A 20,851-nucleotide genomic window follows, 5' to 3' on the forward strand; every position below is an offset into this window, starting at 1 on the left:
TTTTTTTTATTGGTTAAAATAAATATTACTACCACCCCCCAGGGGGGTGGGGATATATTATAGGAAGGTGAAGTTTGTGTGGGTCTTGCTCAAAAAAGTTAATCAAAACCTGATCATAGCTATACCCGTTGCTATGTTGCTGGGATTTCTGGCAGGTATAATTGCCGATACAGCCATGCTGAAGCCATGGATAACACCTTTGACTATTGTTATGGTATATCCAATGATGGTTACGCTTAACTTCAAAAAAGTATTGGTAGGGAAAGATACGAAAGCACAAGTTCTGGCGTTATTAGTAAACTTCGGAATGATACCGCTATTGGCATATCTGACAGGACAAATCTTTTTCCCGGATGAGCCCTATCTTCAGCTTGGGTTATTAATAGCGGGTTTGGTGCCGACCAGCGGCATGACTGTATCGTGGACAGGTTTTGCTAAGGGGAATGTTGAAGCGGCGACCAAGATGACAATTATTGGCCTCCTCGCAGGGTCGTTAGCAACGCCGTTTTACCTTCAATTCTTGCTCGGAACGGTAGCTAACGTTGATTTTGGCGAAGTCTTAAGTCAAATTTTAACTATAATCATCGCCCCAATGATCGCCGGGTTCTTTACCCGACAGCTATTGGTCAATAGATACGGGCAAGCGGCATTTCAAAAGGAAGTTGCTCCTAAGTTTCCACTTGTATCAACGGTGGGGGTTCTAGGAATCGTCTTTATCGCCATTGCTTTAAAGGCGGGTACAATTATGCAAAGCCCGGAGCTGTTAATTCGTATCTTTATTCCGGTCATGGTTATTTATATAGCAAATTTTGCCGTGAGCACGCTTGTCGGTAAGAAGCTACTGCCGAGAGATGATGCCATTGCGCTGGTGTACGGAACGGTAATGCGTAATTTATCCATTGCTCTGGCGATCGCAATGAACACTTTCCGCGAAGCGGGGGCAGAGGCTTCCTTAGTTATAGCTGCGGCGTACATTATTCAAGTGCAATCGGCCGCCTGGTATGTCCGGTTTACGGATGCGCTATTTGGGCCTCAAACTGGCATCCGGGATAGATAGTCAAACCTGACTCTCAATCTTTCGATATATGTCGGAAGTTGTTTCTTTTTGCGCATTGTATTCTGCCTACGGTTGTATATCATGAAATTATCAGTGGTTCTATTTTCTGTTAGCCCTGCTTGTTTTATCCAAAAATAAGCCGGAAGAGGCGCCGCGGGTGCAGCCACCTCTACCGGACAATAGAAGTGACTATCCTGTGTATTAACCGGCAAAGGCCGGTTATCGATTATTCCGATAAAAATTAAGGGCGGAGGAGTAAAAACTCCTCCGCCCAAACGCCCCATCCCTACAGATAACGTTGGCCGAAAAGGAAGCAAACCAGGGTTAAGTCAATCCGGCAACTCTGGGGAATGGTATCACGCGGCATAAGTGGGGTTAAATATAGAGAAAACACTATCCCACGAACTGGTCAACACATTGCAATCCACCGAGAAACACTCAAATAAACTTGCACGGGTTTAAACCAGAGAATGTAGGGATGGTGCTTACTTAAAGCATAGCACGAACTGACAAAAAGTGCAATACTTATCTGAAAATTTCCGCTAATTTTTTGCGGCCTTGCCCAGAATTTTCGCGGCAGGTAGTACACCAGCCGTTGACTCACCTGTCCATCTATTGTAAATTAAGGAAAAGTATGTAGAAAGGAAGGCAGGTATTAAGCATGAACAAGATCAATTGGGGGATTATTGCAACAGGCACGATTGCGAAAAAGTTTGCCGCCACGATTGCCCAGCTCGCTGACTGCGTGGAGATGAACGATAAGGCCTGCCAAGTGTTTGAAAAATACGGCGGTAGCCAGCTTATCGGTCAAAACGTGTTTACCTGCCATTCCGAGCCTTCCCGCAAGAAATTAGCGTATTTAATCACTAATCAGGAAACCAATTGCTATACCATTGAAAAAAACGGCATAAAAAAGCTCATCTATCAGACGCCGTGGTATAAAGACGGCCAATTCGGCGGTTTGGTCGAATTATCACTGGAAATTCCCTTCGAGATGCCGCACTTTGTACGGACATAACCCTTCCTTGCGGAAGGGTTTTTATATTTATCCTGCCTGGCCGCTAGCCGTCTGCGTTATTTGGTCACGCAAGAGGCGTTTTAAGATCTTGCCTGTCTGGTTTTTCGGCAGAGCATCAACGAGAATGAAATCACGGGGGATCTTGTAACCGGCCAGGTTGGCTTGGAGGTATTCCCGAATTGCCCGTTTATCAAAGGTATAGCCTTCTGCCATGACAAGGTAAGCACGTACGTTATCTTCAGCACAAACTGGCAGCACATCCCGGAAAGCTCCGGCGTTGCTGACAAGGTTCTTATGGGTCAGGACTGCCCCTTTAGGATTGCCTGTTGTTCCTGAAGTATAGATGATTGCACAGGGATGGTCGGCGAGTAAAGCCGGTGGTCGGCGGTGTAAGACTGTCAATAGTTTCTTGAGTTAGGGCTTGTTTGAAATCGGGGATAACGGGGTGAGTTAATTCTTGCGCATAGCCGTAATTTTTTTGAATATGAGAAAATATACTATGCTTTACGCAATTTTTTTGTTTACAGGTAAAATCCTCGAGTAGTTGCAGCCTATGAATTCTAGTTTATGGCCTACATACTTTACGCCTGGCGATGACATACTAAAACTAAAAAGCTTGTTTAGCTTGGGCGGAGGTAGTTCAATGGAAAAGATTCGTTACTTTATTACCAAAAACTGCAAGAAGTGTGACGCTTGTTTGGAACATTGCCCGGAAGGCGCCGTGAGTGCCGGTAAAGACGGGAATATTGTCAATGACAATTGCACTGGCTGCGGTGAGTGTGAAGCGGTATGCCCTAATGGCGCCATTGTCAGGGAAACCGACCCCTACCGCACGATTAACCGGGAGATGGATTCTTTCTTTGGCGGCGGGGCATGGCCGCTGGGTGACCGAAAATGGTGAAGTAGGCGAAACTGTTGACGAAAGGGTGGTTTTAGTATGAATGCGATATACCTTGTCTTAATTTCGGCTCTTGTTTTAACGCTGGCCTACCGTTACTACGGCTATTTCCTTGTTACCAAAGTCCTTGTCATCGATTCGCAAAAAACAACGCCAGCCCACCGGTTAAATGACGGGCGTGATTACATCCCAACCAACAAGTGGGTGGTTTTTGGCCACCATTTTGCCGCTATAGCCGGGGCAGGTCCGCTGGTAGGACCGGTGTTGGCCGCTCAGTTCGGCTATGTGCCGGGTATGCTATGGCTGCTTATCGGCGCTGTGCTGGCCGGCGCTGTCCACGATACTGTCGTCCTGTTCGCTTCGGTGCGTCACAATGGCCGGTCACTAGCCGAAATTGCCAAAGATGAGGTCAGTAAAGTGACAGGCGTAGCAACAAACTTTGCGGTTCTCCTAATTGTATTGCTGGCCATGGCCGGTCTGGCGATCGTCGTTGTTCATGCTCTGCATGACAATCCTTGGGGCACTTTTACCGTGGCATCGACTATCCCCAGTGCTATGCTTATCGGCATTTATATGCATATGCTGCGTCCCGGGAACATCCGCGAAGCTTCGATTATGGGCGTGATATTGGTGCTGCTGGGAGTCATCGCCGGACCGTATATAAAAGCTTCTGCCATTGCCAATTGGTTTTTGTATGACGAAAAACAGCTTAAAATCTTGCTGCCAACCTATGGTTTTCTTGCCGCCGTTTTACCGGTTTGGCTGCTGCTTGCCCCCCGTGACTATCTTAGTTCGTATATGAAAATAGGTACCATTGCCGCTTTGGCCCTGGGAATTATCATTGTGCGGCCCGAAATTCACGCCGAACCTTTTACCCGGTTTATAAACGGCGGTGGGCCCATTATCCCCGGTCCCGTATGGCCGTTTCTAATGATTACCATTGCCTGTGGCGCCATTTCGGGTTTCCATGCCCTCATTGGATCGGGGACAACGCCGAAACTGATTGACAACGAACGCGACATCCAGCTGGTAGGCTTTGGCGCCATGCTGACCGAGTCTTTCGTTGGGGTCATGGCCCTTATTGCTGCCACGGTACTGCTGCCTGGCGACTATTTTGCTATCAATACGCCCAAAGCCGTTTTTGACAAATTGGCTCCTCTTGGTTATACCATGCAAAACCTGCCCGAACTTTCCGCGCTGGTCGGAGAAAACGTGGCTCATCGCCCCGGCGGCGCCGTTTCGCTGGCCGTTGGCATGGCCTATATCTTTTCCAGCATTCCCGGCCTGAAAGGGATAATGGCTTATTGGTACCAGTTTGCCATCATGTTTGAGGCCTTGTTCATCCTGACCACCATTGATGCTGGCACGCGTGTCGCCCGCTATATCGTTCAGGATATCCTCGGGCGGGTATATGAACCTTTTCGGAAAGTGAATTGGTGGCCGGGCGTGCTTATCACTAGCTTCCTTGTCTCTTTCGGATGGGGTTACTTGCTCTACGGCGGCAGTGTATCAACCATCTGGCCGATTTTCGGCGTGTCTAACCAACTTTTGGCTACCCTGGCGCTGGCCATTGGTACTACTATTATTCTCAAGCACCACAAGCGCTGGGATTATGCCATGATTACCCTCATTCCCACCATTGTGCTGTTTGTCACCACGGTAACAGCGGGGGTGCAGTCAGTTATTACCAATTATTGGCCTAATGGCATGATCCTTAATACCGTACTTATGGTGCTGATGATCATTGCTGTAATTGTGATTATTGTTGACTCCGCTTACCGGTGGACAAAAATTAAATAGCCCGGCAGGGCTTTTTTTTGAGCGGCAGGTACCGGTCGGTTTTTTGCCGAATGATTGAGCATCTCTTATGAGGATGAGGAGGGGTTTAGTTGGAACAAGTCTTGCCCAATCTTTACCGGGTGGAAGTTCCTTTGCCGAACAATCCTTTGCGGGCGCTCAATTCTTATCTGGTCGTTGGACCGCGGCGCAGTCTGCTGATTGATACCGGGCTTAACCGGGCAGAGTGTCGGGAAGCTCTGCTTGGTGCACTGACCAATTTGGGAATCGATTTGGCGAGTCTTGACTTTTTCATTACCCATTTACACGCCGATCATTCCGGACTGATTGGTGAGCTTGCCGGCCAGGAGGCGACAATATATGCTTCGGCTGCCGATGCGGCGGTCATTAACTCCATGGGCATTTCGACCGAGCATTGGGATCGCATGGCTGCTTATGCGCGTCGCAGCGGTTTTCCTGACGAAATCCTGGCGGAGGCAATTCGCAAGCATCCAGGCGTGCGGTTTTCTACCCGCCGGCCGGTGCCGTTCATAGCGGTACGCGAAGGTTATCGCCTGGTTATTGGCGACTATGAGTTTACGTGTATTACTACCCCCGGACATACACCTGGGCATGTATGTCTTTATGAACCTAACCGGAAAATTCTTTTTTCCGGCGACCATATTCTCGACCATATTACGCCGAATATTTCGCTTTGGTCAGATGAAGAAAATGTATTGGCCGTATATCTTACCAGTCTGGAAAAAGTCCGCCGACTGCGGGTTGAGCTTGTACTGCCCGGTCATCGCCGTATATTTTCCGATTGCCGGCGGCGGATTGACGAGCTGGCGGAACACCACCGGCAGCGCCTTGTGGAAATCATAGGCATCCTGGAAGACAACGGTGCCCTCAGTGCTTACGAAGTGGCGGCACGGATGCGATGGGACTTGTCCTATTCTACATGGGAAGATTTCCCGCCGCCCCAGAAATGGTTTGCCGTTGGCGAGGCGATTGCTCACCTGCGGTACTTGGAGGAGCGGGGACAAATCCGCCGCGCTGGCTGCGATCCGGTGATAACCTTTGCTCATAGCGAGAACATCTGCCCAGGTTAAAACAAACGAGCTGCCAGAGGTTGGCAGCTCTTAAATTATATCTGGAGACACCGGCCTACGCCATTTACATCAAATCAAAGTGTTGGTTTTTCGTTCTTTTGGCGTTCAGATAGCTTTCAATCTGCTGCGTCAATAGTTTGTTATTCGCTTCGATCATCTCAGCGACGGCGGCGGTAATATCCTGCGATGCCTGCATTTTTTGCCCCGCAACCTGGAGGAGCTGTTCTTTGTTCATACCCAGCATGGTTTCACCTCCTTGCTCCTGTTAGTATGTGCGCTTACCTGGCTGTTCCATCAGAATACCGTTTAACATTATTTAGCAGGTAAAGCAAATTATCATTATCATTACCTGGGGAAAACTAAAAACGTCGGTTTTGGTCTGGTGGACAGGAGGTTGAGGCGATGATGGACGCGAGTTTCTGGGTTGGCGTGTTCAGCATTACTACAATCAATTTATTGCTAAGCGGCGACAATGCTTTGGTGATTGCTCTGGCCAGTCGCAATCTGCCCGCCCGGCAGCAGCGCTCGGCCGTTTTTTGGGGAGGCGTCGGCGCAATTATTTTGCGGATTATCCTGACCTTAATTGCTATTTTTTTATTGCAAATACCATATTTGCAACTATTGGGCGGACTATTACTGCTGTGGGTAGCTATTAAGCTTATTAGCGACAAGAAAGAACCCTATGAAGAAATCGAGGCAGCAAACAGCTTATGGGCGGCGGTCAAGACCATCCTGGTTGCCGACTTAGTTATGAGTCTTGATAATGTATTGGCCATAGCCGGTATTGCCAAAGGCAACGTTCCACTGCTGGTTATTGGTCTTGGTATTAGTATTCCCATCATTATCTGGGGCAGTAAAGCTATTATGTTATTGATGGAGCGCTGGTCGGTTATAATTTTACTTGGTGCGGCGTTTCTTGGCTGGACAGCCGGGGAAATGGTGTTGGCCGACAAGCAAGTTGAAATTTGGCTGGCGGCCTATTCTTGGGCTTACTGGGCGGTCCCAGCGCTGTTCGCCGCCGTCGTGGTTGTCATAGATCTAATCCAAAAACAACGGGACAAGGAAAGAGGTTCTGCTTAAAGCTACACAAGGCCTAGCCTCCCGCTGACGGAGGTTAGGCCTTGTGTCACGATTTCACAAATAAATCGCTGCTCAAGTATTTCATGCCGCTATCGCAGAGGATAGTGACAATCGTTGTTCCGGGTGCACACTCTTTAGCCAGTTTGAGGGCAGCGGCCACGTTACCGCCGGCCGTATACCCGACCAGTAATCCCTCTTCTGCTGCCAGGCGGCGGGCAGTTGCCACCGCTTCCTCGTCGGTGACGGTCAGGTAACCATCACATAGATCTTGCCGCCATAATCCCGGAATCATGGCATAGCTCGAACCTTGCAGCTTGTGCTGGGGGCTAGTGACAGGCTTGCCGGCCAGTACCGGCGCCGACGCCGGCTCTACAGCGAGGCAGCGGATGGCCGGATTTTTTGCTTTCAGGGTGCTCGCCACGCCGACAAAAGTACCGGCCGTACCCACGACGTCTAAAAAAATGTCTATTTTTCCTTCAAGCTGATCCCAGATCTCTTGACCGGTGGTTGCGGCATGGGCGGCTACGTTGCTGGGGTTATGGAACTGATCCACAAAAAAGGCTTGTAATTCTTGGGCAATTTGGCGTCCGCGTTCTTCAACGAGTTTCAGGTCTTGTCCTGTTACCTGGCCGGGTTTTCCACCTGGCCCTTGCGGGACAAGTTCAACTTTGGCGCCCAGAGCCTGCAGGATCATCCGCCGTTCGGGACTGTTGCCTTCCGACATAACGGCAATGAAGCGATAGCCTTTGATGGCGCAGACAATGGCAAGGCCAATGCCGGTATTACCGCTAGTTACTTCGACAACGGTGTCACCCGGTTTGAGTTTTCCCGCACGTTCGGCATCCTCAATCATTTGGCGGGCGATACGGTCTTTCATGCTTCCGCCTGGACTAAGGAATTCGGCCTTGGCGTAAATTTGCCCTGGTAAGTCGGCGTCCAGCCGGGCTAGGCGAATTAGGGGCGTGTTGCCGATGGCCTCGAGGGCAGACGAGCAAACTTTGGACCGGTTATTCATCTCCTGGCCTCCTCGCACTTGTACTCTATAAAAAATTCTCTATTTGTAAATCCTCCCGGAATTTAATTGGTGACTTTAGCGGAATGTATTGCATAGGATGTAAAAATAGCTACGCTAAGACTGAAGGAGGGTAAAGCAGTGCGTCGGATTGAACTCGTTGATGTCTGCCGTCTGGCCAGCGAAGCGCGCGGCGAGATTGACCGCATTTTTCTCCACTGGTCCGCCGGCCATTATGGACAGCCATATCCGGATTACCACATTAATATCGACAAAGAGGGAGAAATCTATACCCCTGTCGAAAGCTTGACCGAAGTGCTCCCCCATACCTGGCGGCAAAACACTGGCTCCGTAGGGGTAGCTTTACTGTGCTGCGCCTATGCTACCTCAAATGACCTGGGGCCAGAGCCGCCAACCGAACTGCAGATTGAGTGCATGGCCCAAATCATCGCCATCTTATGCCGCGAGCTGGGGCTTCCTATCGATTATGACCATGTGCGTACCCACGCTGAACAGGCGAATATTGATAGCTATGGGCCGGATACTACCTGGGAACGCTGGGACCTCTGGTTTTTGCATAATGGCGACGAACCAGGGAGCGGCGGCGATATTCTACGGGGCAAAGCCATTTTCTATCTTGAAAGAGAACTCCAGGATTTTAATTGCGAATAAAAAAGTGATGAAAGTCCACGTATGAAAGATTTGCAAAAAATCCGTTCCTTTGCCACATGAATTAAAATTTCATTATAGCAAACTTGGAACGGATGTAAGATCGCTAGATGTTTGGTCTGATTTGCAAGATTATACCCTGTTTGGGTTACTTTTTTTGCTGGCTGACATACGATGACGGCGAAAGTCTAAGTTTTTCAGCATATCTGGCCGGCTGTATAGCGGGCGTCGGTCTGGGTAGTCAGCGCCGCTTGGATGGCCAGCTCCAGCCCTTTGACAATAGTCTCAATGCTCATGGAAGGCTGACCGGGGTTGCGTACGGCCTGTTCCGGCAGGTACGGGATATGGACGAACCCGCCGCGGCGGATGTTGCCCTCCTGGGCCAGGTGGTGCATCAGGCCGTAGAACAGGTGGTTGCAGATAAAGGTGCCGGCGGTATTGGAGACGGTGGCCGGAATGCCGCCGTCTTTCATTTTTTGCACCATGGCCTTGATCGGCAGGGTGGAAAAGTAGGCAGCAGGACCGCCGGGCACTACCGGTTCGTCGATGACTTGGTTGCCGGCGTTGTCTTTGATGCGAAAATCGTCGACGTTGATGGCCACCCGCTCGGGCGTGATATCTAGCCGCCCGCCGGCCTGGCCGACAGCCAGCACGATGACCGGATCAATTTCGGCGATGTAGCGGATAATGGCATCAATGCACTCCTGCCGCACTACCGGCAGCTCGCGGGTGACAATGCAGGCGCCGGCGAGCTCACGGCCATTCAGCAGTTTGATGGCCTCAAGGGCCGGGTTGACCGGTTCGCCGCCAAAGGGGCCGAATCCGGTGACAAGAACTTTTTTCATATCATTTCACCTCCGAAAAGCTAGGAAATACATCAGGCAGATATTGATAATAAGGAGCGGTATGGCGGTGAGCACCTGGGCCTTAATAACCCCGTTTTTGTCCTTTATTTCCAGCAGGGCGGCCGGCACAATGTTGAAATTGGCGGCCATGGGCGTCATAAGTGTGCCGCAATAGCCGGAGACCATGGCAATGACGCCGGCGATGGCTGGGTCGGCGCCGTGGACTTTGATGACCAGCGGGATACCGATGCCGGTGGTTATTACCGCGAAGGCGGCGAATGCATTGCCCATGATCATTGTAAACAGCGCCATGCCGACGCAGTAGGCGACCACTGTTGCTAGCAGGCTGTCCGCTGGCACGACCGAGCTTACCAGATCAGCCACTACCTTGCCTACGCCGGCTTTGTCAAAGAGAAAGCCGAGCGCGGCCAGGAATTGGGACAAGATAACCGCCCAGCCGATGGCGTCCAGTAGACGGCGGCCTTCATTGAACGTCTGGCCGACCTTTTCCCGGGTAAGAGCCAGGGCTAGTGCCAGGCCGACTACTGAGCCGATGCCAAAGCCCACCAGGGCGCCCAGTTTGGTGTACTTGGCGATAAGGAAGGTGATGATGGGCACCGCCAGCGCCGGCACAAACAGCCACTCTTTAAATTTGTGGGCCATGGCCAGGCGAGTCTCGCGGCTGGCTTCGTTGTAAGATCCGAGTCCCATCCATTTGGCGCCGGCGATGACAGCCATAAGTACGACCACGCCGCCGACAACACCTGGTGGCAGCTGCGTCCCCCAGATGAACGTAATGCCGTATAGGCCCCAGAACAAGGCTGTGCCCCACTTGGCTTTATGGGCGTTGTCAACTAGGGTATACGCGGTGAACACTAGCAAAAAAGCGCCGGTCAGGTAGTAGACATGGTCAAGCGTGATGTTCATTAGCGGGCCACCTCCTTGCCGGCGTTGCCGGGCGGGGTATTGGCGGCGTCATTCAGTTCCCTGGCTAGCTGGCGGTCGAACAGGGTAAAACGTATGGCAGCGATGAGCAGCGCGGCGATACCGGTAGGAATGGCGTATTTGGCCATGACTAACAGGTCGGCTTTGTAACCGGCCTGCTCCAGCACGCCTTTGATGAGGAGGAGACCGCCGGCAGCGATAAAGATGAGTTGGCCGAAGAAATTGCCGTAGTTTTCCGCTGAGGCAGCCATCGCCCGCACCCGGTCAAGCAGCGCTGGCGGCAGAGGTTTTCCCCGACCGGCGGCGGCTTCGGCCATCGGGGCGATAAGCGGCCGGATGAAGGTGGGGTGGCCGCCCAAGGCCAAGCCCAGGGCTACTGTGACTTGGCGGAATACCATGTAGGTAAGCATGATTCGCCCGGCCGTAACGCCTTTCATTCTGGCAATCAGCATTTCTGCCCGCTCGCGCAGGCCGTAGCGCTCAAGGATACCGATGACCGGCAGGATGAGGATGAGAAGACTCATGTAGCGGTTAGTGACAAAGGCATTGCCGATGGCTTCCAGGATTTCCAGCGGGGTCATGCCGGCTACCAAACCGGTAGCAAAACCGGCGACGATGACTACTAGTAGCGGGTTGAACCGGAACATCAGCCCCAGCACAACGATAATGACACCGATGAGTTTGAGCAAAAATAAGACCTCCTTTACCAACGAAAGGATAATAGGTATCATAGTGTTGGGAATACTTGTTGGGAAAGAAAAATCCTGCCGGAAAAATGACGGCAAAAAAAATAAATTTATAGTGAAAAGTGGATTGATCGCTGGCAATTTATGGTAAGGTGTACAATGGGAATTGTTGTGGTCAGCAACCCGCTTTTTAAGTGGGTTGTTTTGCATTTTAGTGCGCCCGGCGTGGGCGCAAGATTACTTTTAGTAAGCATGGACGAGCTGTTGCGTAATTATTTATTTTAAAACCGAGCAGGATAAAAATTGGTACGCACGAATAATTTAGCGGACTTGTAGTAGGTAACTGACGTTTCAGGCAAAAGGAGGAAAAAGCAGCTTGAAAACTTGGCATAACAATAATCGGATCCCGATAAAATGTTGGACTGATGACATTGAGGATGAATGTTTAAAACAGGCCAATAACCTTGCTAATTTACCATTTGCTTTTCACCACATCGCGTTAATGCCTGATTGTCATAGCGGTTACGGCATGCCAATAGGTGGCGTGTTGGCAGCTCACAATGTAGTCGTACCAAACGCTGTGGGCGTTGATATCGGGTGCGGCATGGTTGCGGTTAAAACTTCAGCTAAGGAAATTACTACCGAACAGATTAAGAAAATACTTGGCAAAGCCAGGGAAGTTATTCCTGTCGGCTTTAATCACCATAAAGAGCCGCAAGCGAGTGATGTGTTTAAAGAGGCGCCTAGCCATATTCCTATAATTAGGCAAGAATTGCAGTCTGCTAAGTACCAGTTGGGAACTTTAGGCGGTGGCAATCATGTTATCGAAATTCAAAAAGGCGACGATGGTTTTATCTGGTTAATGCTTCATTCGGGTAGCCGAAATTTAGGTAAAAAAGTGGCTGACTACTTCAACAAAAAAGCTGTTGAGTTGAATAAAAAATGGCGTGCGGAAGTACCTAAAGAGTGGGACTTAGCTTTTCTGCCCGCAAATACAGAAGAAGGGCAAAATTACATTGAGGCTATGAACTTCTGCCTGGCTTTTGCTTACGCCAACAGAAGTAAAATGATGGATCGCTTTATTGAGATTTTTTACGATATTACAGGTCACACACCAGTGGAGCAGATTGACGTTCATCACAACTATGCTGCTTTGGAAAAACATTATGGCGAGAAGGTATGGGTTCACCGTAAAGGTGCAATCCGGATGCGTAAAGGCGAAATAGGGATAATTCCTGGAAGTATGGGAACACCTTCGTATATAGTTGAAGGCCTTGGAAATCCAGAGTCATTCCATAGCGCTTCGCATGGCGCTGGCCGCAAGATGTCGCGCCGAAAAGCTAATGAGGTAATTACTGAGGAAATGGCGCAAGAAGCAATGAAGGGGATTGTCTTCGGCAGGTTTAATGGTAAATACGACGAGTGTCCGCAAGCATACAAAGATATCGACGAGGTAATAGCTAATGAGTTGGATTTAATTAAACCGCTGGTAAAACTAGTGCCTTTAGGCGTGATGAAGGGGTAGCAGGTAAAAATATTTGCTTTTTATTAAAACAAATAAGTCGCATATTCGTGGAAAAAGCGCCGCTCCCTATTTGTAGGATTCTAGTAAAATTTACTAAAATAAAGCCCGTTACCGGGTTGGTAACGGGCGGATATTAAAAGTGCAGCGCCTTTTTAGGACAGGCTACTACGCAGCGGCTGCACTTAAGGCAATCAGGATGCAGGTAGCCGCTATCAGTGCTTTTGGCTTCATACGGCGTTAGTCCGAACGGGCAGACTCTGCTGCACAGCTTACAGTTTACGCAAGTAGCGTCTACCTGGAGTGGCTTAGCTTTGGCGCTAAACCAGCTGGCCATCGTCCCCATGGGGCAGAATGAACACCACGTCCGGTGATGAAAAAGAAAGCCAAGAATAATGCCAACCAGCGTGGTGATAAAGATTAACCGGAGGAACACCATGCCCATGGCTGGCCAGTCACCCCAGGCATAATACATTTGCACGGTGAAAACCGTCATAATAAAGAAAATCATAAACAGGCGAAAACCCTTACTGCGGAAAAAGGCAGGTATTGGCTTTTTGGGTGAAAACTTAGCCAGAACGGTGTCGTAAAAACTGCCGCGCGGGCAGAAATTGCCGCACCAGTAGCGGCCTTTGAACGGAGCCAGCAATACCGGCGCCAACATGCACACAATGGCAATGACCCCGATTGCGGGATAGAAATAACCAATAGCCAGAAAGGCCAGCAAGATCCAAAATAGGTATGGTTGAATTTTATTTGGCATGATTGATAACCTCCTTAATTTATATTGGCTTTACTAGGGGAATTTATGCTAAGTCCAAACCCCTCCCCTGGGGGGCGGTATTATTATACTAAAAAAAAACCTCCTGTGCAAGTAGTTGCGACAGGAGATAGTATCTGCTTTTGAGCTTGCTTTTTTACGGGCGTTAACACGGAACGCGAAATTTACGGCCATACGAGTGAATATAGGCAGCGCGAGGAATGTTCGCATCATCAAAGTATATGGTGGCGCGATGGCGGAATTCCTCACCGCAAAAGTAACGCAAGTCATAAATATGAACGGCTTTACCGTTTTCGTTCTGTTCTTCCTCCACATGCCTGAATGGAGTAAAGGTCTGAAAAAACTGACCGAGAAAGGTATTTTGCGCCGTAGCGGCTGTTTCGGAAATCTTTGTTTGGATAATTCGGCCCGCACGGCAAGTACCGGATAGAGGGCGCCAACTTGACCCACAAAATAACGATCAGTTGTTTCAATTACAAAGTCCCAAAACAAGATTCGCCGTAGGGATGGCATAATGGTAATCCGTATAACCATATGACCGGCAAAATAGGCGGTTAGCCATTTTGCTGCCCGGTAGCGCAAGGCCAGACGCAGACCCAGATAAGAAAATAAAAGGGTAAACGTCGCCAGTGCCACATGGCGCATCGGTACGGGATAAGCATACAGGCTAAGCATTAGCAGGATAAGAATTGGATCAAAGACGTTAAGCAGGTGGCAGCTTTTGCGCTCCTTGCGCACCGGCCAAAGAACGGCGGCGCCGTGGGTATTAAAATAGTCGACCAGAATATGGGAAAGGCCGCCGGCAAATGCCCAACCGCAGACAGTGGTAAAAGATACGCCGGGCATAAAAAAATAAAGGCCGGCGGCAATTAGCGCCGACCAAACGGTCACGCCCGGTACGGAGTGCGACATGGCGCGATGTTGTCGGAGATAAGCCATGCCGCCGCGGAGGCCGGCGATAATATCCAAGTCTGGTGCTTGTGCGCCAAGGACTGCGGCAATATAAACAGGGTCACTGGGCGATAGAGGGTGACCAGACAGGCCCGCGACCGCCATGCCAATAAGTGCGTGTGACAAAGTGTCCATAGTACCACCTTTCCAAGAAAGTCCGCATAAGTTTACATAACATTATAACATAGATTACGGGAAGGTGGTCTATGGTAAGTTTTGGCGTGTCGGTTTTTAGATTGTTTCACTGTAGGGCGGGCAAAATAAAACTAAACTAAACTAAACGGAGGTGAAAGAAAGGTGCGACCAAAAGCAAAAGGCGATACCCGTCCGCTCCTTATGAACAAAGAAGGCGAGTTTACTCATGTGGGCGGCATTGCCGACGATTTAGGCGGCGTCGATCCGGCGGCGGACGCCAACCTTGTCCGCTTATCCGGGGGGCCATGAAAAAAGAGCAATTGTATACAACATCCGCTTATCCGGACGTCTTGACCGGGCAAGGGATTTATATTATTATTGGAATATAACTGAATAGTCCCTAAAGGGGAGTAGCTGTAAGATAAGGTCAACAACTCTGCACTTGCTGCATGGCCTTATCATTGGTTAGCCAATAGTGAGACCTTTAGTATATTTCCGGAATATACTAGCTGTAAAGGTCTGCCCCCTGGGGAAGAGTTCAAAAGACCTTACGCGGTAAGGTCTTTAATTTTTTGATACGGAGGTGCACCATCAAGTGCAAGACGGCCTTTTAAACTGATCAGATTAATGCAATTGGCACAAAAAAATATAGAAAGGGGTTATTTCGATGGAACTATTGGCAGCGTTAGGTAGTATTACGTTTATCAACCTGATACTAAGCGGTGATAACGCGGTCATCATAGCTCTGGCTAGTAGAAACTTACCCCCAGCACAACGCAAAAAGGCCGTTATTTGGGGTAGCGCCGGAGCAGTTATCTTGAGAATTGTCCTGACCTTGGTTGCAGCTTTGCTGCTCAAAATACCTTATGTGCAGTTTGCAGGCGGTTTGGCATTATTATATATTGCGATTAACCTGCTGGCCGAAGATAAAAAGGAGGTTTCCTGTCAGGAAGCTTCCAGTTTTATGGAAGCAGTGAAAATCATTTTGTTTGCCGACTTAATTATGAGCCTGGACAATGTGTTGGCTATCGCCGGCATTGCCGACGGCAATATGATGCTGCTGATCTTCGGCCTGGCCATGAGCATTCCGCTCGTGGTATTCGGCAGTCAAATGTTAATGACTCTTATGGACCGGTTTCCGATTATTATCTATGTCGGCGCCGGTATTTTAGGCTGGACGGCGGCGAAAATGATTGTAGCCGACCAAGCGCTGGGAGCGATGCTTCAGCCCTATGCTTTGATGGTCGAAATCGGCCTGACGGCACTGGTTATCGCTGTTGGCCATTGGCGTAAGACCCGTGGTCACAAGGAAGCTATTACGGGCTCGGAGACGACCTCTTTCCCCGGAGATACGGAAAAATAATAAAAGGGCGCCTAACCGTAATGTTAGGCGCCCTTTTTCCGGGCATTAGCCCTTTTGGCCGGCCTGGTAAGCCTTATCGAGGAGTTGGACGGTATGAACGGCGTCTTGCCGCAGGTTATTCTGGACCAGGCCGTCAATGATATGCATACGGCACAGGCCGCAGCTTGTTGCAACCAAATCAGCGTCAGTGGCGGCAATGTCGGCGACTTTGCGGTCATTGATTTTCCGGGACAATTCATAGTGCGCCAGGCTGAATGAGCCGCCGGCGCCGCAGCAGCGGGCCGGTTCTTTCATTTCGACGAATGTCAGGCCAGGAATGGCTTTGAGGACTTCCCGCGGCTGGCTGGTCACTTTAATGCCGCGCGCCATATGGCACGGGTCATGCATAGTGACGGTAGCTTTGACTTCACCCAAATTGTCACGGCGGAATTTCACTACATCTACGAGAAACTCGCTGATTTCGTAGGTCTTTTTCGCCAATTTTTCGGCTTTGGTTTTCATGTCCGGGTCAGCGGGGAACAATTCGGGATACTCCAGTTTCCAGGCTTCCGTACAGGTGGCGCAAGGGGTAACAATATAGTCGAGATTGTAGCCTTCGAAAGTTTCAATGTTGTGTTTGGCGAAAACCCGCGCCAAGTCCGGTTCGCCGTTCATGTATACTGGGATGCCGCAGCAATGCTGGAGTCTTGGCAATACCACTTCCACATCGTTGGCTTTCAGGACATTAATGACCGACTGGCCAATGTCGGTATAAATATAGTTGACTACACAACCGGTGAAAAAGCCAACTCGCAGCTTGGGTTTGGCGACTTTTACGGTCTCGGGATACTGGCTGCGCAGCGGAGTGGCAGCGATAGGGGCGGTAATGCGCTTGCGGTCGAGGCCGGGCATGGGGAAGCGAGCGATAGTCGCCAGCCGTCCGGGCAGTTTTTTGAAGGCCAGGGGTCCGAAGATGCCGGCCATTCGCATACCCAAATCAAAGAGGGCGCGATTTTGGAGGAAAGTAAAAACCGCTTTTTTCACAGGGTGCTGGCCGCGGGCCTTGACAGCGGCTTCCCGGCCCCGCACAATGAGTTCGTCGGCTTTTACGCCGCAGGGACATTTCATGGCGCAGGACTTGCACGAGGTGCAGACCGTCATCAGCTTGGCGAACCGGTCGGTAAAGCCAAGCTGGCCGTTATTTACCGCTTCCAGCAGCGCCAGTTTACCGCGGGCGACGCCGGTCTCGGTTTTGAGTTCTTTATAAACCGGGCATACTTCCATGCAGTTGCCGCATTTCATGCAATTGGCCAGGGCATCGCTGATTTGAGCCAATACTTGTTTGGCGTCCGTTTCGGCCATGTTTTACCCCTCCCCAACAAGTTTTCCGGGATTGAGAATGCCGTTGGGATCAAGGGCCTGTTTGATAGCCCGCATAGCCGCCATTCCTACCGGACCAAACTGTTTTTCCATATATTTAAGTTTGCCAAGGCCAATACCGTGCTCGCCGCTCAGGGTGCCGCCAAGATTTAAGGCGGTAGTGAAGATTTCATCCATGGCTTGGTATACCCGTTCCATTTCCTCCTGATTGCGAATATCGCAGACAATGGTCGGATGAAGGTTGCCGTCGCCGGCGTGACCAAAAGTGCCGATGGTTACGCCATACTTGATGGCGATTTGGCTGACGGCGCGGATCATGTCGGGAACCTTGCTGCGCGGCACCGTAGCGTCCTCGACAAAGGTGGTCGGGCGCAGTTTGGCCAACGCCGGCAGTGCGGCGCGGCGGGCCGCCCAAATTTTGTCCCGTTCGGCAACATCTTTGGCCACGATGATTTCAGTTGCCTTGTTGGCTTTTAGTTCTTCGATGACCTTTGTCCCATCCTTTTCCACTACTTCCGGAATGCCGTCTACTTCAATGAGCAGTACGGCTTCGGCGTCGGTAGGCAGGCCTATATGGGCATAATCTTCCACGGTGCGGATGGTGGTGTTGTCCATGATTTCGAGCGTCGCCGGGATAATCCTATTGGCGATGATGCTGGCGACGGCCTTGCCGGCGTTGTCCAGGTCGTCAAAGATGGCGAGAATGCTTTTTTTCGCTTCCGGAGCAGGGACGAGTTTCACCATGATTTTGGTTATGACCCCTAGTGTTCCTTCTGAGCCGGTCATGAGTTTGGTCAGATCGTAGCCGGCGACGTCTTTAACATTTTTACCGCCGGTATTGAGGATACGGCCATCGGCCAGCACTACCTCGAGTCCCATGACATAGTGCTTGGAAACGCCGTATTTCAGGCCGCGCAGGCCGCCGGAGTTTTCGGCCACCGTTCCGCCTAAGGTTGCGGTGGCTACCGTGCCCGGATCGGGAGGATAAATGAGACCCAGTTTTTCTACTTCCCGGTTCAAATCGGCCACCACAATCCCCGGTTCGGCTACGGCAACCAGGTTGGCGGCATCGATCTCAATAATTTTGTTCATCCGTGTCATAAGCAGCACGATGCCGCCCTTCATGGGTACAGCGCCGGCGCTGAGATTGGTGCCCGAGCCGCGGGGGTAGACAGGGATTTTTTCGCCGTTGGCCAGGGCAAGCACTTGCGAAACTTCGGCCGTACTGCCGGGCATAACTATCGCATCGGGCAGTTGGCTGAAGCCGGGTGTGGCGTCATAGGAATAGCATATTAGCTCTTCCTTTTGCGTCAGAACATTTTCCGCCCCGACGATTTGTACCAACCGGTTGATTATTTCCCTCTCCATACATTACTCCTTTATAAAAATAATGATATCAGGTGTAGCAATTCGCGAGCCATACTGTTTTTTCCTGCGTGCCGCGGTTTATCGGTCATCCGACTTTTGAATTTTTCGATAATGATAAATAATGATGATAAAATTAATGCCGCTGCTAGCGCATTGACATAGCTGGCGGCATCTGATACGCTAATGATGTAGTATTGTAGAAAGGGCCCCCAAGACCGGCAGAATGGTAGGATGGTAGGAGAAAGAGCAGCTTCTTGCACTCCTAGCCGGAGTGTTTTTTCTTTTTCTCGCTACCGGGAAGAGGGGTGATATGGCGCTTGGCGGGGGACCTGGCCTGCAGTACGCCAGTTTAGGTAGAAAGGTAGGATGGTTAGTATGTCTATCCAGTTGTCTATTGTCATCGGCTATATTGTTCTATTATTTGCCATTAGCGTTTATGCCAAAAAGAAGGCTTCCTCCGGCAGCACTGATTTTCTGTTTGCCAGCCGAAAATTGAACACGGCCTTAGTGGCGGTAAATATTGCCGGCCTGGCTGTAGGCGCGGCTTCGACCATTGGCGTGGCGGAAAATGCTTTTCAGGTTGGTATTGCCGCCGGGTGGTACAATGCCGCTTGGGCAGCCGGTGCGGCGGTTATGGGGCTGGTAGCTGCCAGCAAATACCGCGACCTGAATTGTACTACGGTACCTGAATTATTCGAACGGTATTATGATGAAAAAGGTAGAATTATCAGTGTCATTGGCCTGATTACCATTCAAGTTGTAATTACATCGCTGCAGTATTTGGCGGGGGGCGCCATTCTTTCCTCGCTGCTTCCCGAAGTATTTACCTTTAAGAGCGGGATGATAACCAGTGCCGTGGTGTTTATCGGCATCACCTTAATTGGGGGTCTTTGGTCGTCTGGTCTGTCTAATATCGTTAGTGTTGCTTTGATTTATTTGGGCGTGCTGGTAGGCACTGCCATGACGATTACGCAACAAGGCGGGCTGGCCGCCATTGCTGCCAAACTGCCGGCAGGGACGGATTGGTTCGGCCCGGTTGGCGGTCTTGGGCTGGCAACCATTGCCGGCTGGTTTGTCGTTATGATTACGCAAACGATTACGGCGCAGGGGCCGGTGCAGATTGCTTGTGGCGCGGAATCGGCGGTGGCAGCCCGGCGAGGGTTTTTATGGGGGGCTTTACTGATTTTCCCGATTGGATTTTTGTGCGCCTTGATGGGCCTGGCGGCAAAAGTTGCCTATCCTTCCGTGCAGGCGACCATGGCTTTGCCCAAGATTATCATGAGCCTTGGTCCTGTTATCGCCGGTACGACATTAGCCGCATTATGGGCCGCCGACGTGTCGACGGCATGTACGCTTTTGCTTGGCGCCGGCACTTTATTTGCGCAGGATATATATAAGCGCTTTATCAACCCTTCCGTCGATGACAGGACATACCTTTTAATTAACCGCCTTACAATTTTGGGGCTTGGGGTCGTTACGCTGTGGATGGCTTTTAACGCCGTCGGCATCCTTAAGACGCTGTTAATTGGGCTAAGTCTAACGACGGCTTTTACCCTGGTATTTTTATGCACGATTTTTATGCCGTGGTTATGCCGGCGCAATTCGGCCTTTTATACTACGCTGGCGGGAATGGCCGCTCTGCTGGCGTGGCAATTTATACCCGCGATCCGGATTTTTGCCCATCCCATTTATTTGGAGTGGCTGGTCTGCGTTATTACCTTCCTAACTGTGGCGGTTATCGATAAGCAAAAAATCGCCCATGGTGGCGAAGAACCAGCCGTGGGTGCCGAGATAAGGGTGAATGACATTCATGGATAATGGTCTTACCAGCATTGACGTTGGCCGCGCCGCCCTGCGCATGGCCCTCAGCGAGACGCGTCAGGACGAGCAGGAAGTGAGACTAGCTCTGTCGCGCCGCGGTATTCAAGCCGTCGCGGTTGATTTTGGCGGCGAATTTATTTCGTCGGTGAAAAAAATTATTGAGCGGGCGGTGGTGGCTGCTCAACGCCAGGGCGTTGTTGCTGCTAACCATGTCGGCGAAGGAGCCGTCGCAGGGGCGGCCCGGGCGGCGCTTGAGCAAATTAGCGGCAAGGCCATCGGGCTCAATGTAGGGGGGAAAATCGGCATTGCCCGTCATGGCGAACATCTTTGCGTGGCCATTTACGCAGGGGTCGGCGTACTTAATCTGAATGAAGTCGCCGTCGGCCTTGCGCACCGGTCACTGCCGCTGGAATAAGGCCTCAATGGTGACAGACGTAAGAATGTTAATTGCAA

The 20,851-nt window shown here is 50.6% G+C and carries 22 protein-coding genes and 1 pseudogene; 12 read left to right on the plus strand and 11 right to left on the minus strand.

Annotated features, from left to right (window positions below; genetic code table 11):
- The first annotated feature begins 76 nt into the window (after positions 1 to 76).
- Together TCARDRAFT_RS07590 and TCARDRAFT_RS07595 are read left to right on the plus strand one after the other, a co-directional pair.
- Entirely contained in the window at positions 77 to 1,057 is a 981-nt protein-coding gene (locus TCARDRAFT_RS07590) for an arsenic resistance protein (protein ID WP_007289430.1), read from the plus strand.
- Positions 1,058 to 1,718: 661 nt separating this feature from the next.
- Positions 1,719 to 2,075, plus strand: coding sequence for a hypothetical protein (locus TCARDRAFT_RS07595; RefSeq protein ID WP_007289431.1), 357 nt, complete (start codon positions 1,719 to 1,721; stop codon positions 2,073 to 2,075).
- Positions 2,076 to 2,102: 27 nt separating this feature from the next.
- Here TCARDRAFT_RS07595 and TCARDRAFT_RS16500 read toward each other — a convergent pair whose 3' ends face one another.
- Together TCARDRAFT_RS16500 and TCARDRAFT_RS16505 are read right to left on the minus strand one after the other, a co-directional pair.
- Positions 2,103 to 2,333, minus strand: coding sequence for an AMP-binding enzyme (locus TCARDRAFT_RS16500; protein ID WP_040683184.1), 231 nt, complete (start codon positions 2,331 to 2,333; stop codon positions 2,103 to 2,105).
- A gap of 30 nt (positions 2,334 to 2,363) precedes the next feature.
- Positions 2,364 to 2,477: pseudogene (locus tag TCARDRAFT_RS16505) on the minus strand (AMP-binding protein); the annotation flags it as partial.
- Positions 2,478 to 2,718: 241 nt separating this feature from the next.
- On the opposite strand from TCARDRAFT_RS16505, the gene TCARDRAFT_RS07605 reads away from it, so the two are divergent.
- From TCARDRAFT_RS07605 to TCARDRAFT_RS07615, 3 genes are all read left to right on the plus strand, one after another.
- Complete coding sequence (locus TCARDRAFT_RS07605) at positions 2,719 to 2,976, plus strand: DUF362 domain-containing protein (RefSeq protein ID WP_040683185.1); 258 nt, start codon at positions 2,719 to 2,721, stop codon at positions 2,974 to 2,976.
- Positions 2,977 to 3,012: 36 nt separating this feature from the next.
- Positions 3,013 to 4,773 (plus strand): carbon starvation CstA family protein, encoded by a 1,761-nt coding sequence (locus TCARDRAFT_RS07610; RefSeq protein ID WP_007289433.1) that lies wholly within the window; start codon positions 3,013 to 3,015, stop codon positions 4,771 to 4,773.
- 89 nt (positions 4,774 to 4,862) lie between these two features.
- Positions 4,863 to 5,861, plus strand: coding sequence for an MBL fold metallo-hydrolase (locus TCARDRAFT_RS07615; protein ID WP_007289434.1), 999 nt, complete (start codon positions 4,863 to 4,865; stop codon positions 5,859 to 5,861).
- 64 nt (positions 5,862 to 5,925) lie between these two features.
- On the opposite strand, the gene TCARDRAFT_RS07620 is transcribed toward TCARDRAFT_RS07615, so the two are convergent.
- Complete coding sequence (locus TCARDRAFT_RS07620) at positions 5,926 to 6,105, minus strand: hypothetical protein (protein ID WP_040683186.1); 180 nt, start codon at positions 6,103 to 6,105, stop codon at positions 5,926 to 5,928.
- Positions 6,106 to 6,263: 158 nt separating this feature from the next.
- On the opposite strand from TCARDRAFT_RS07620, the gene TCARDRAFT_RS07625 reads away from it, so the two are divergent.
- The gene (locus tag TCARDRAFT_RS07625) at positions 6,264 to 6,941 is read left to right on the plus strand and encodes a TerC family protein (protein ID WP_007289435.1); all 678 of its coding nucleotides are present in this window, start codon (positions 6,264 to 6,266) and stop codon (positions 6,939 to 6,941) included.
- Positions 6,942 to 6,987: 46 nt separating this feature from the next.
- On the opposite strand, the gene TCARDRAFT_RS07630 is transcribed toward TCARDRAFT_RS07625, so the two are convergent.
- Positions 6,988 to 7,956 (minus strand): PLP-dependent cysteine synthase family protein, encoded by a 969-nt coding sequence (locus TCARDRAFT_RS07630; protein WP_007289436.1) that lies wholly within the window; start codon positions 7,954 to 7,956, stop codon positions 6,988 to 6,990.
- Positions 7,957 to 8,094: 138 nt separating this feature from the next.
- Here TCARDRAFT_RS07630 and TCARDRAFT_RS07635 point away from each other — a divergent pair, with 138 nt between their 5' ends.
- Complete coding sequence (locus TCARDRAFT_RS07635) at positions 8,095 to 8,625, plus strand: peptidoglycan recognition protein family protein (protein ID WP_007289437.1); 531 nt, start codon at positions 8,095 to 8,097, stop codon at positions 8,623 to 8,625.
- 194 nt (positions 8,626 to 8,819) lie between these two features.
- Here TCARDRAFT_RS07635 and pcp read toward each other — a convergent pair whose 3' ends face one another.
- From pcp to TCARDRAFT_RS07650, 3 genes are read right to left on the minus strand one after another with little or no spacing between them, the layout of a single operon-like run.
- Positions 8,820 to 9,467: a pyroglutamyl-peptidase I gene (gene pcp / locus TCARDRAFT_RS07640; RefSeq protein ID WP_007289438.1), complete on the minus strand. Its 648-nt coding sequence runs from the start codon at positions 9,465 to 9,467 to the stop codon at positions 8,820 to 8,822.
- A gap of 6 nt (positions 9,468 to 9,473) precedes the next feature.
- The gene (locus TCARDRAFT_RS07645) at positions 9,474 to 10,394 is read right to left on the minus strand and encodes a DUF979 domain-containing protein (protein WP_007289439.1); all 921 of its coding nucleotides are present in this window, start codon (positions 10,392 to 10,394) and stop codon (positions 9,474 to 9,476) included.
- On the minus strand, positions 10,394 to 11,101 hold the full coding sequence (locus TCARDRAFT_RS07650) for a DUF969 domain-containing protein (RefSeq protein ID WP_007289440.1): 708 nt from the start codon (positions 11,099 to 11,101) through the stop codon (positions 10,394 to 10,396). The genes TCARDRAFT_RS07645 and TCARDRAFT_RS07650 overlap by 1 nt, the downstream gene beginning before the upstream one ends.
- Before the next feature lie 373 nt (positions 11,102 to 11,474).
- On the opposite strand from TCARDRAFT_RS07650, the gene TCARDRAFT_RS16005 reads away from it, so the two are divergent.
- Positions 11,475 to 12,623, plus strand: coding sequence for an RtcB family protein (locus tag TCARDRAFT_RS16005; RefSeq protein WP_007289441.1), 1,149 nt, complete (start codon positions 11,475 to 11,477; stop codon positions 12,621 to 12,623).
- A 133-nt stretch (positions 12,624 to 12,756) separates the two neighbouring features.
- Here the strand turns inward: TCARDRAFT_RS16005 and TCARDRAFT_RS07660 are convergent, their stop codons facing one another.
- Both TCARDRAFT_RS07660 and TCARDRAFT_RS07665 read right to left on the minus strand, forming a co-directional pair.
- Positions 12,757 to 13,383, minus strand: coding sequence for a 4Fe-4S binding protein (locus tag TCARDRAFT_RS07660; RefSeq protein ID WP_007289442.1), 627 nt, complete (start codon positions 13,381 to 13,383; stop codon positions 12,757 to 12,759).
- Positions 13,384 to 13,431: 48 nt separating this feature from the next.
- Positions 13,432 to 14,487, minus strand: coding sequence for a metal-dependent hydrolase (locus TCARDRAFT_RS07665; protein ID WP_007289515.1), 1,056 nt, complete (start codon positions 14,485 to 14,487; stop codon positions 13,432 to 13,434).
- Between the two features lie 162 nt (positions 14,488 to 14,649).
- Between TCARDRAFT_RS07665 and TCARDRAFT_RS15495 the strand changes: the two genes are divergently transcribed.
- Together TCARDRAFT_RS15495 and TCARDRAFT_RS07670 are read left to right on the plus strand one after the other, a co-directional pair.
- Positions 14,650 to 14,796 (plus strand): hypothetical protein, encoded by a 147-nt coding sequence (locus TCARDRAFT_RS15495; protein ID WP_156784658.1) that lies wholly within the window; start codon positions 14,650 to 14,652, stop codon positions 14,794 to 14,796.
- A gap of 358 nt (positions 14,797 to 15,154) precedes the next feature.
- Positions 15,155 to 15,850, plus strand: coding sequence for a TerC family protein (locus tag TCARDRAFT_RS07670; protein WP_007289443.1), 696 nt, complete (start codon positions 15,155 to 15,157; stop codon positions 15,848 to 15,850).
- 45 nt (positions 15,851 to 15,895) lie between these two features.
- Here TCARDRAFT_RS07670 and TCARDRAFT_RS07675 read toward each other — a convergent pair whose 3' ends face one another.
- Together TCARDRAFT_RS07675 and TCARDRAFT_RS07680 are read right to left on the minus strand one after the other, a co-directional pair.
- A complete protein-coding gene (locus TCARDRAFT_RS07675) occupies positions 15,896 to 17,191 on the minus strand; it encodes a (Fe-S)-binding protein (protein ID WP_007289444.1) in 1,296 nt (431 codons plus the stop codon).
- 3 nt (positions 17,192 to 17,194) lie between these two features.
- Entirely contained in the window at positions 17,195 to 18,577 is a 1,383-nt protein-coding gene (locus TCARDRAFT_RS07680) for an FAD-binding oxidoreductase (RefSeq protein WP_007289445.1), read from the minus strand.
- Between the two features lie 375 nt (positions 18,578 to 18,952).
- Between TCARDRAFT_RS07680 and TCARDRAFT_RS07685 the strand changes: the two genes are divergently transcribed.
- Both TCARDRAFT_RS07685 and TCARDRAFT_RS07690 read left to right on the plus strand, forming a co-directional pair.
- Positions 18,953 to 20,395: a sodium:solute symporter family protein gene (locus TCARDRAFT_RS07685; RefSeq protein WP_007289446.1), complete on the plus strand. Its 1,443-nt coding sequence runs from the start codon at positions 18,953 to 18,955 to the stop codon at positions 20,393 to 20,395.
- A complete protein-coding gene (locus tag TCARDRAFT_RS07690) occupies positions 20,388 to 20,813 on the plus strand; it encodes a HutP family protein (RefSeq protein WP_007289447.1) in 426 nt (141 codons plus the stop codon). The genes TCARDRAFT_RS07685 and TCARDRAFT_RS07690 overlap by 8 nt, the downstream gene beginning before the upstream one ends.
- Positions 20,814 to 20,851: the final 38 nt, after the last annotated feature.

It is taken from the genome of Thermosinus carboxydivorans Nor1, assembly GCF_000169155.1.
Taxonomy (GTDB): Bacteria; Bacillota; Negativicutes; order Sporomusales; family Thermosinaceae; genus Thermosinus; species Thermosinus carboxydivorans.

Bases quoted from the DNA above. Each gene is read 5' to 3' on its own strand.
- TCARDRAFT_RS07595 (WP_007289431.1), top strand. From the start codon at position 1,719: ATGAACAAGATCAATTGGGGGATTATTGCAACAGGCACGATTGCGAAA.
- TCARDRAFT_RS07605 (WP_040683185.1), top strand. From the start codon at position 2,719: ATGGAAAAGATTCGTTACTTTATTACCAAAAACTGCAAGAAGTGTGAC.
- TCARDRAFT_RS07610 (WP_007289433.1), top strand. From the start codon at position 3,013: ATGAATGCGATATACCTTGTCTTAATTTCGGCTCTTGTTTTAACGCTG.
- TCARDRAFT_RS07620 (WP_040683186.1), bottom strand. From the start codon at position 6,105: ATGCTGGGTATGAACAAAGAACAGCTCCTCCAGGTTGCGGGGCAAAAA.
- TCARDRAFT_RS07625 (WP_007289435.1), top strand. From the start codon at position 6,264: ATGATGGACGCGAGTTTCTGGGTTGGCGTGTTCAGCATTACTACAATC.
- TCARDRAFT_RS07630 (WP_007289436.1), bottom strand. From the start codon at position 7,956: ATGAATAACCGGTCCAAAGTTTGCTCGTCTGCCCTCGAGGCCATCGGC.
- pcp (WP_007289438.1), bottom strand. From the start codon at position 9,467: ATGAAAAAAGTTCTTGTCACCGGATTCGGCCCCTTTGGCGGCGAACCG.
- TCARDRAFT_RS07645 (WP_007289439.1), bottom strand. From the start codon at position 10,394: ATGAACATCACGCTTGACCATGTCTACTACCTGACCGGCGCTTTTTTG.
- TCARDRAFT_RS07660 (WP_007289442.1), bottom strand. From the start codon at position 13,383: ATGCCAAATAAAATTCAACCATACCTATTTTGGATCTTGCTGGCCTTT.
- TCARDRAFT_RS07665 (WP_007289515.1), bottom strand. From the start codon at position 14,487: ATGGACACTTTGTCACACGCACTTATTGGCATGGCGGTCGCGGGCCTG.
- TCARDRAFT_RS07670 (WP_007289443.1), top strand. From the start codon at position 15,155: ATGGAACTATTGGCAGCGTTAGGTAGTATTACGTTTATCAACCTGATA.
- TCARDRAFT_RS07675 (WP_007289444.1), bottom strand. From the start codon at position 17,191: ATGGCCGAAACGGACGCCAAACAAGTATTGGCTCAAATCAGCGATGCC.
- TCARDRAFT_RS07680 (WP_007289445.1), bottom strand. From the start codon at position 18,577: ATGGAGAGGGAAATAATCAACCGGTTGGTACAAATCGTCGGGGCGGAA.
- TCARDRAFT_RS07685 (WP_007289446.1), top strand. From the start codon at position 18,953: ATGTCTATCCAGTTGTCTATTGTCATCGGCTATATTGTTCTATTATTT.
- TCARDRAFT_RS07690 (WP_007289447.1), top strand. From the start codon at position 20,388: ATGGATAATGGTCTTACCAGCATTGACGTTGGCCGCGCCGCCCTGCGC.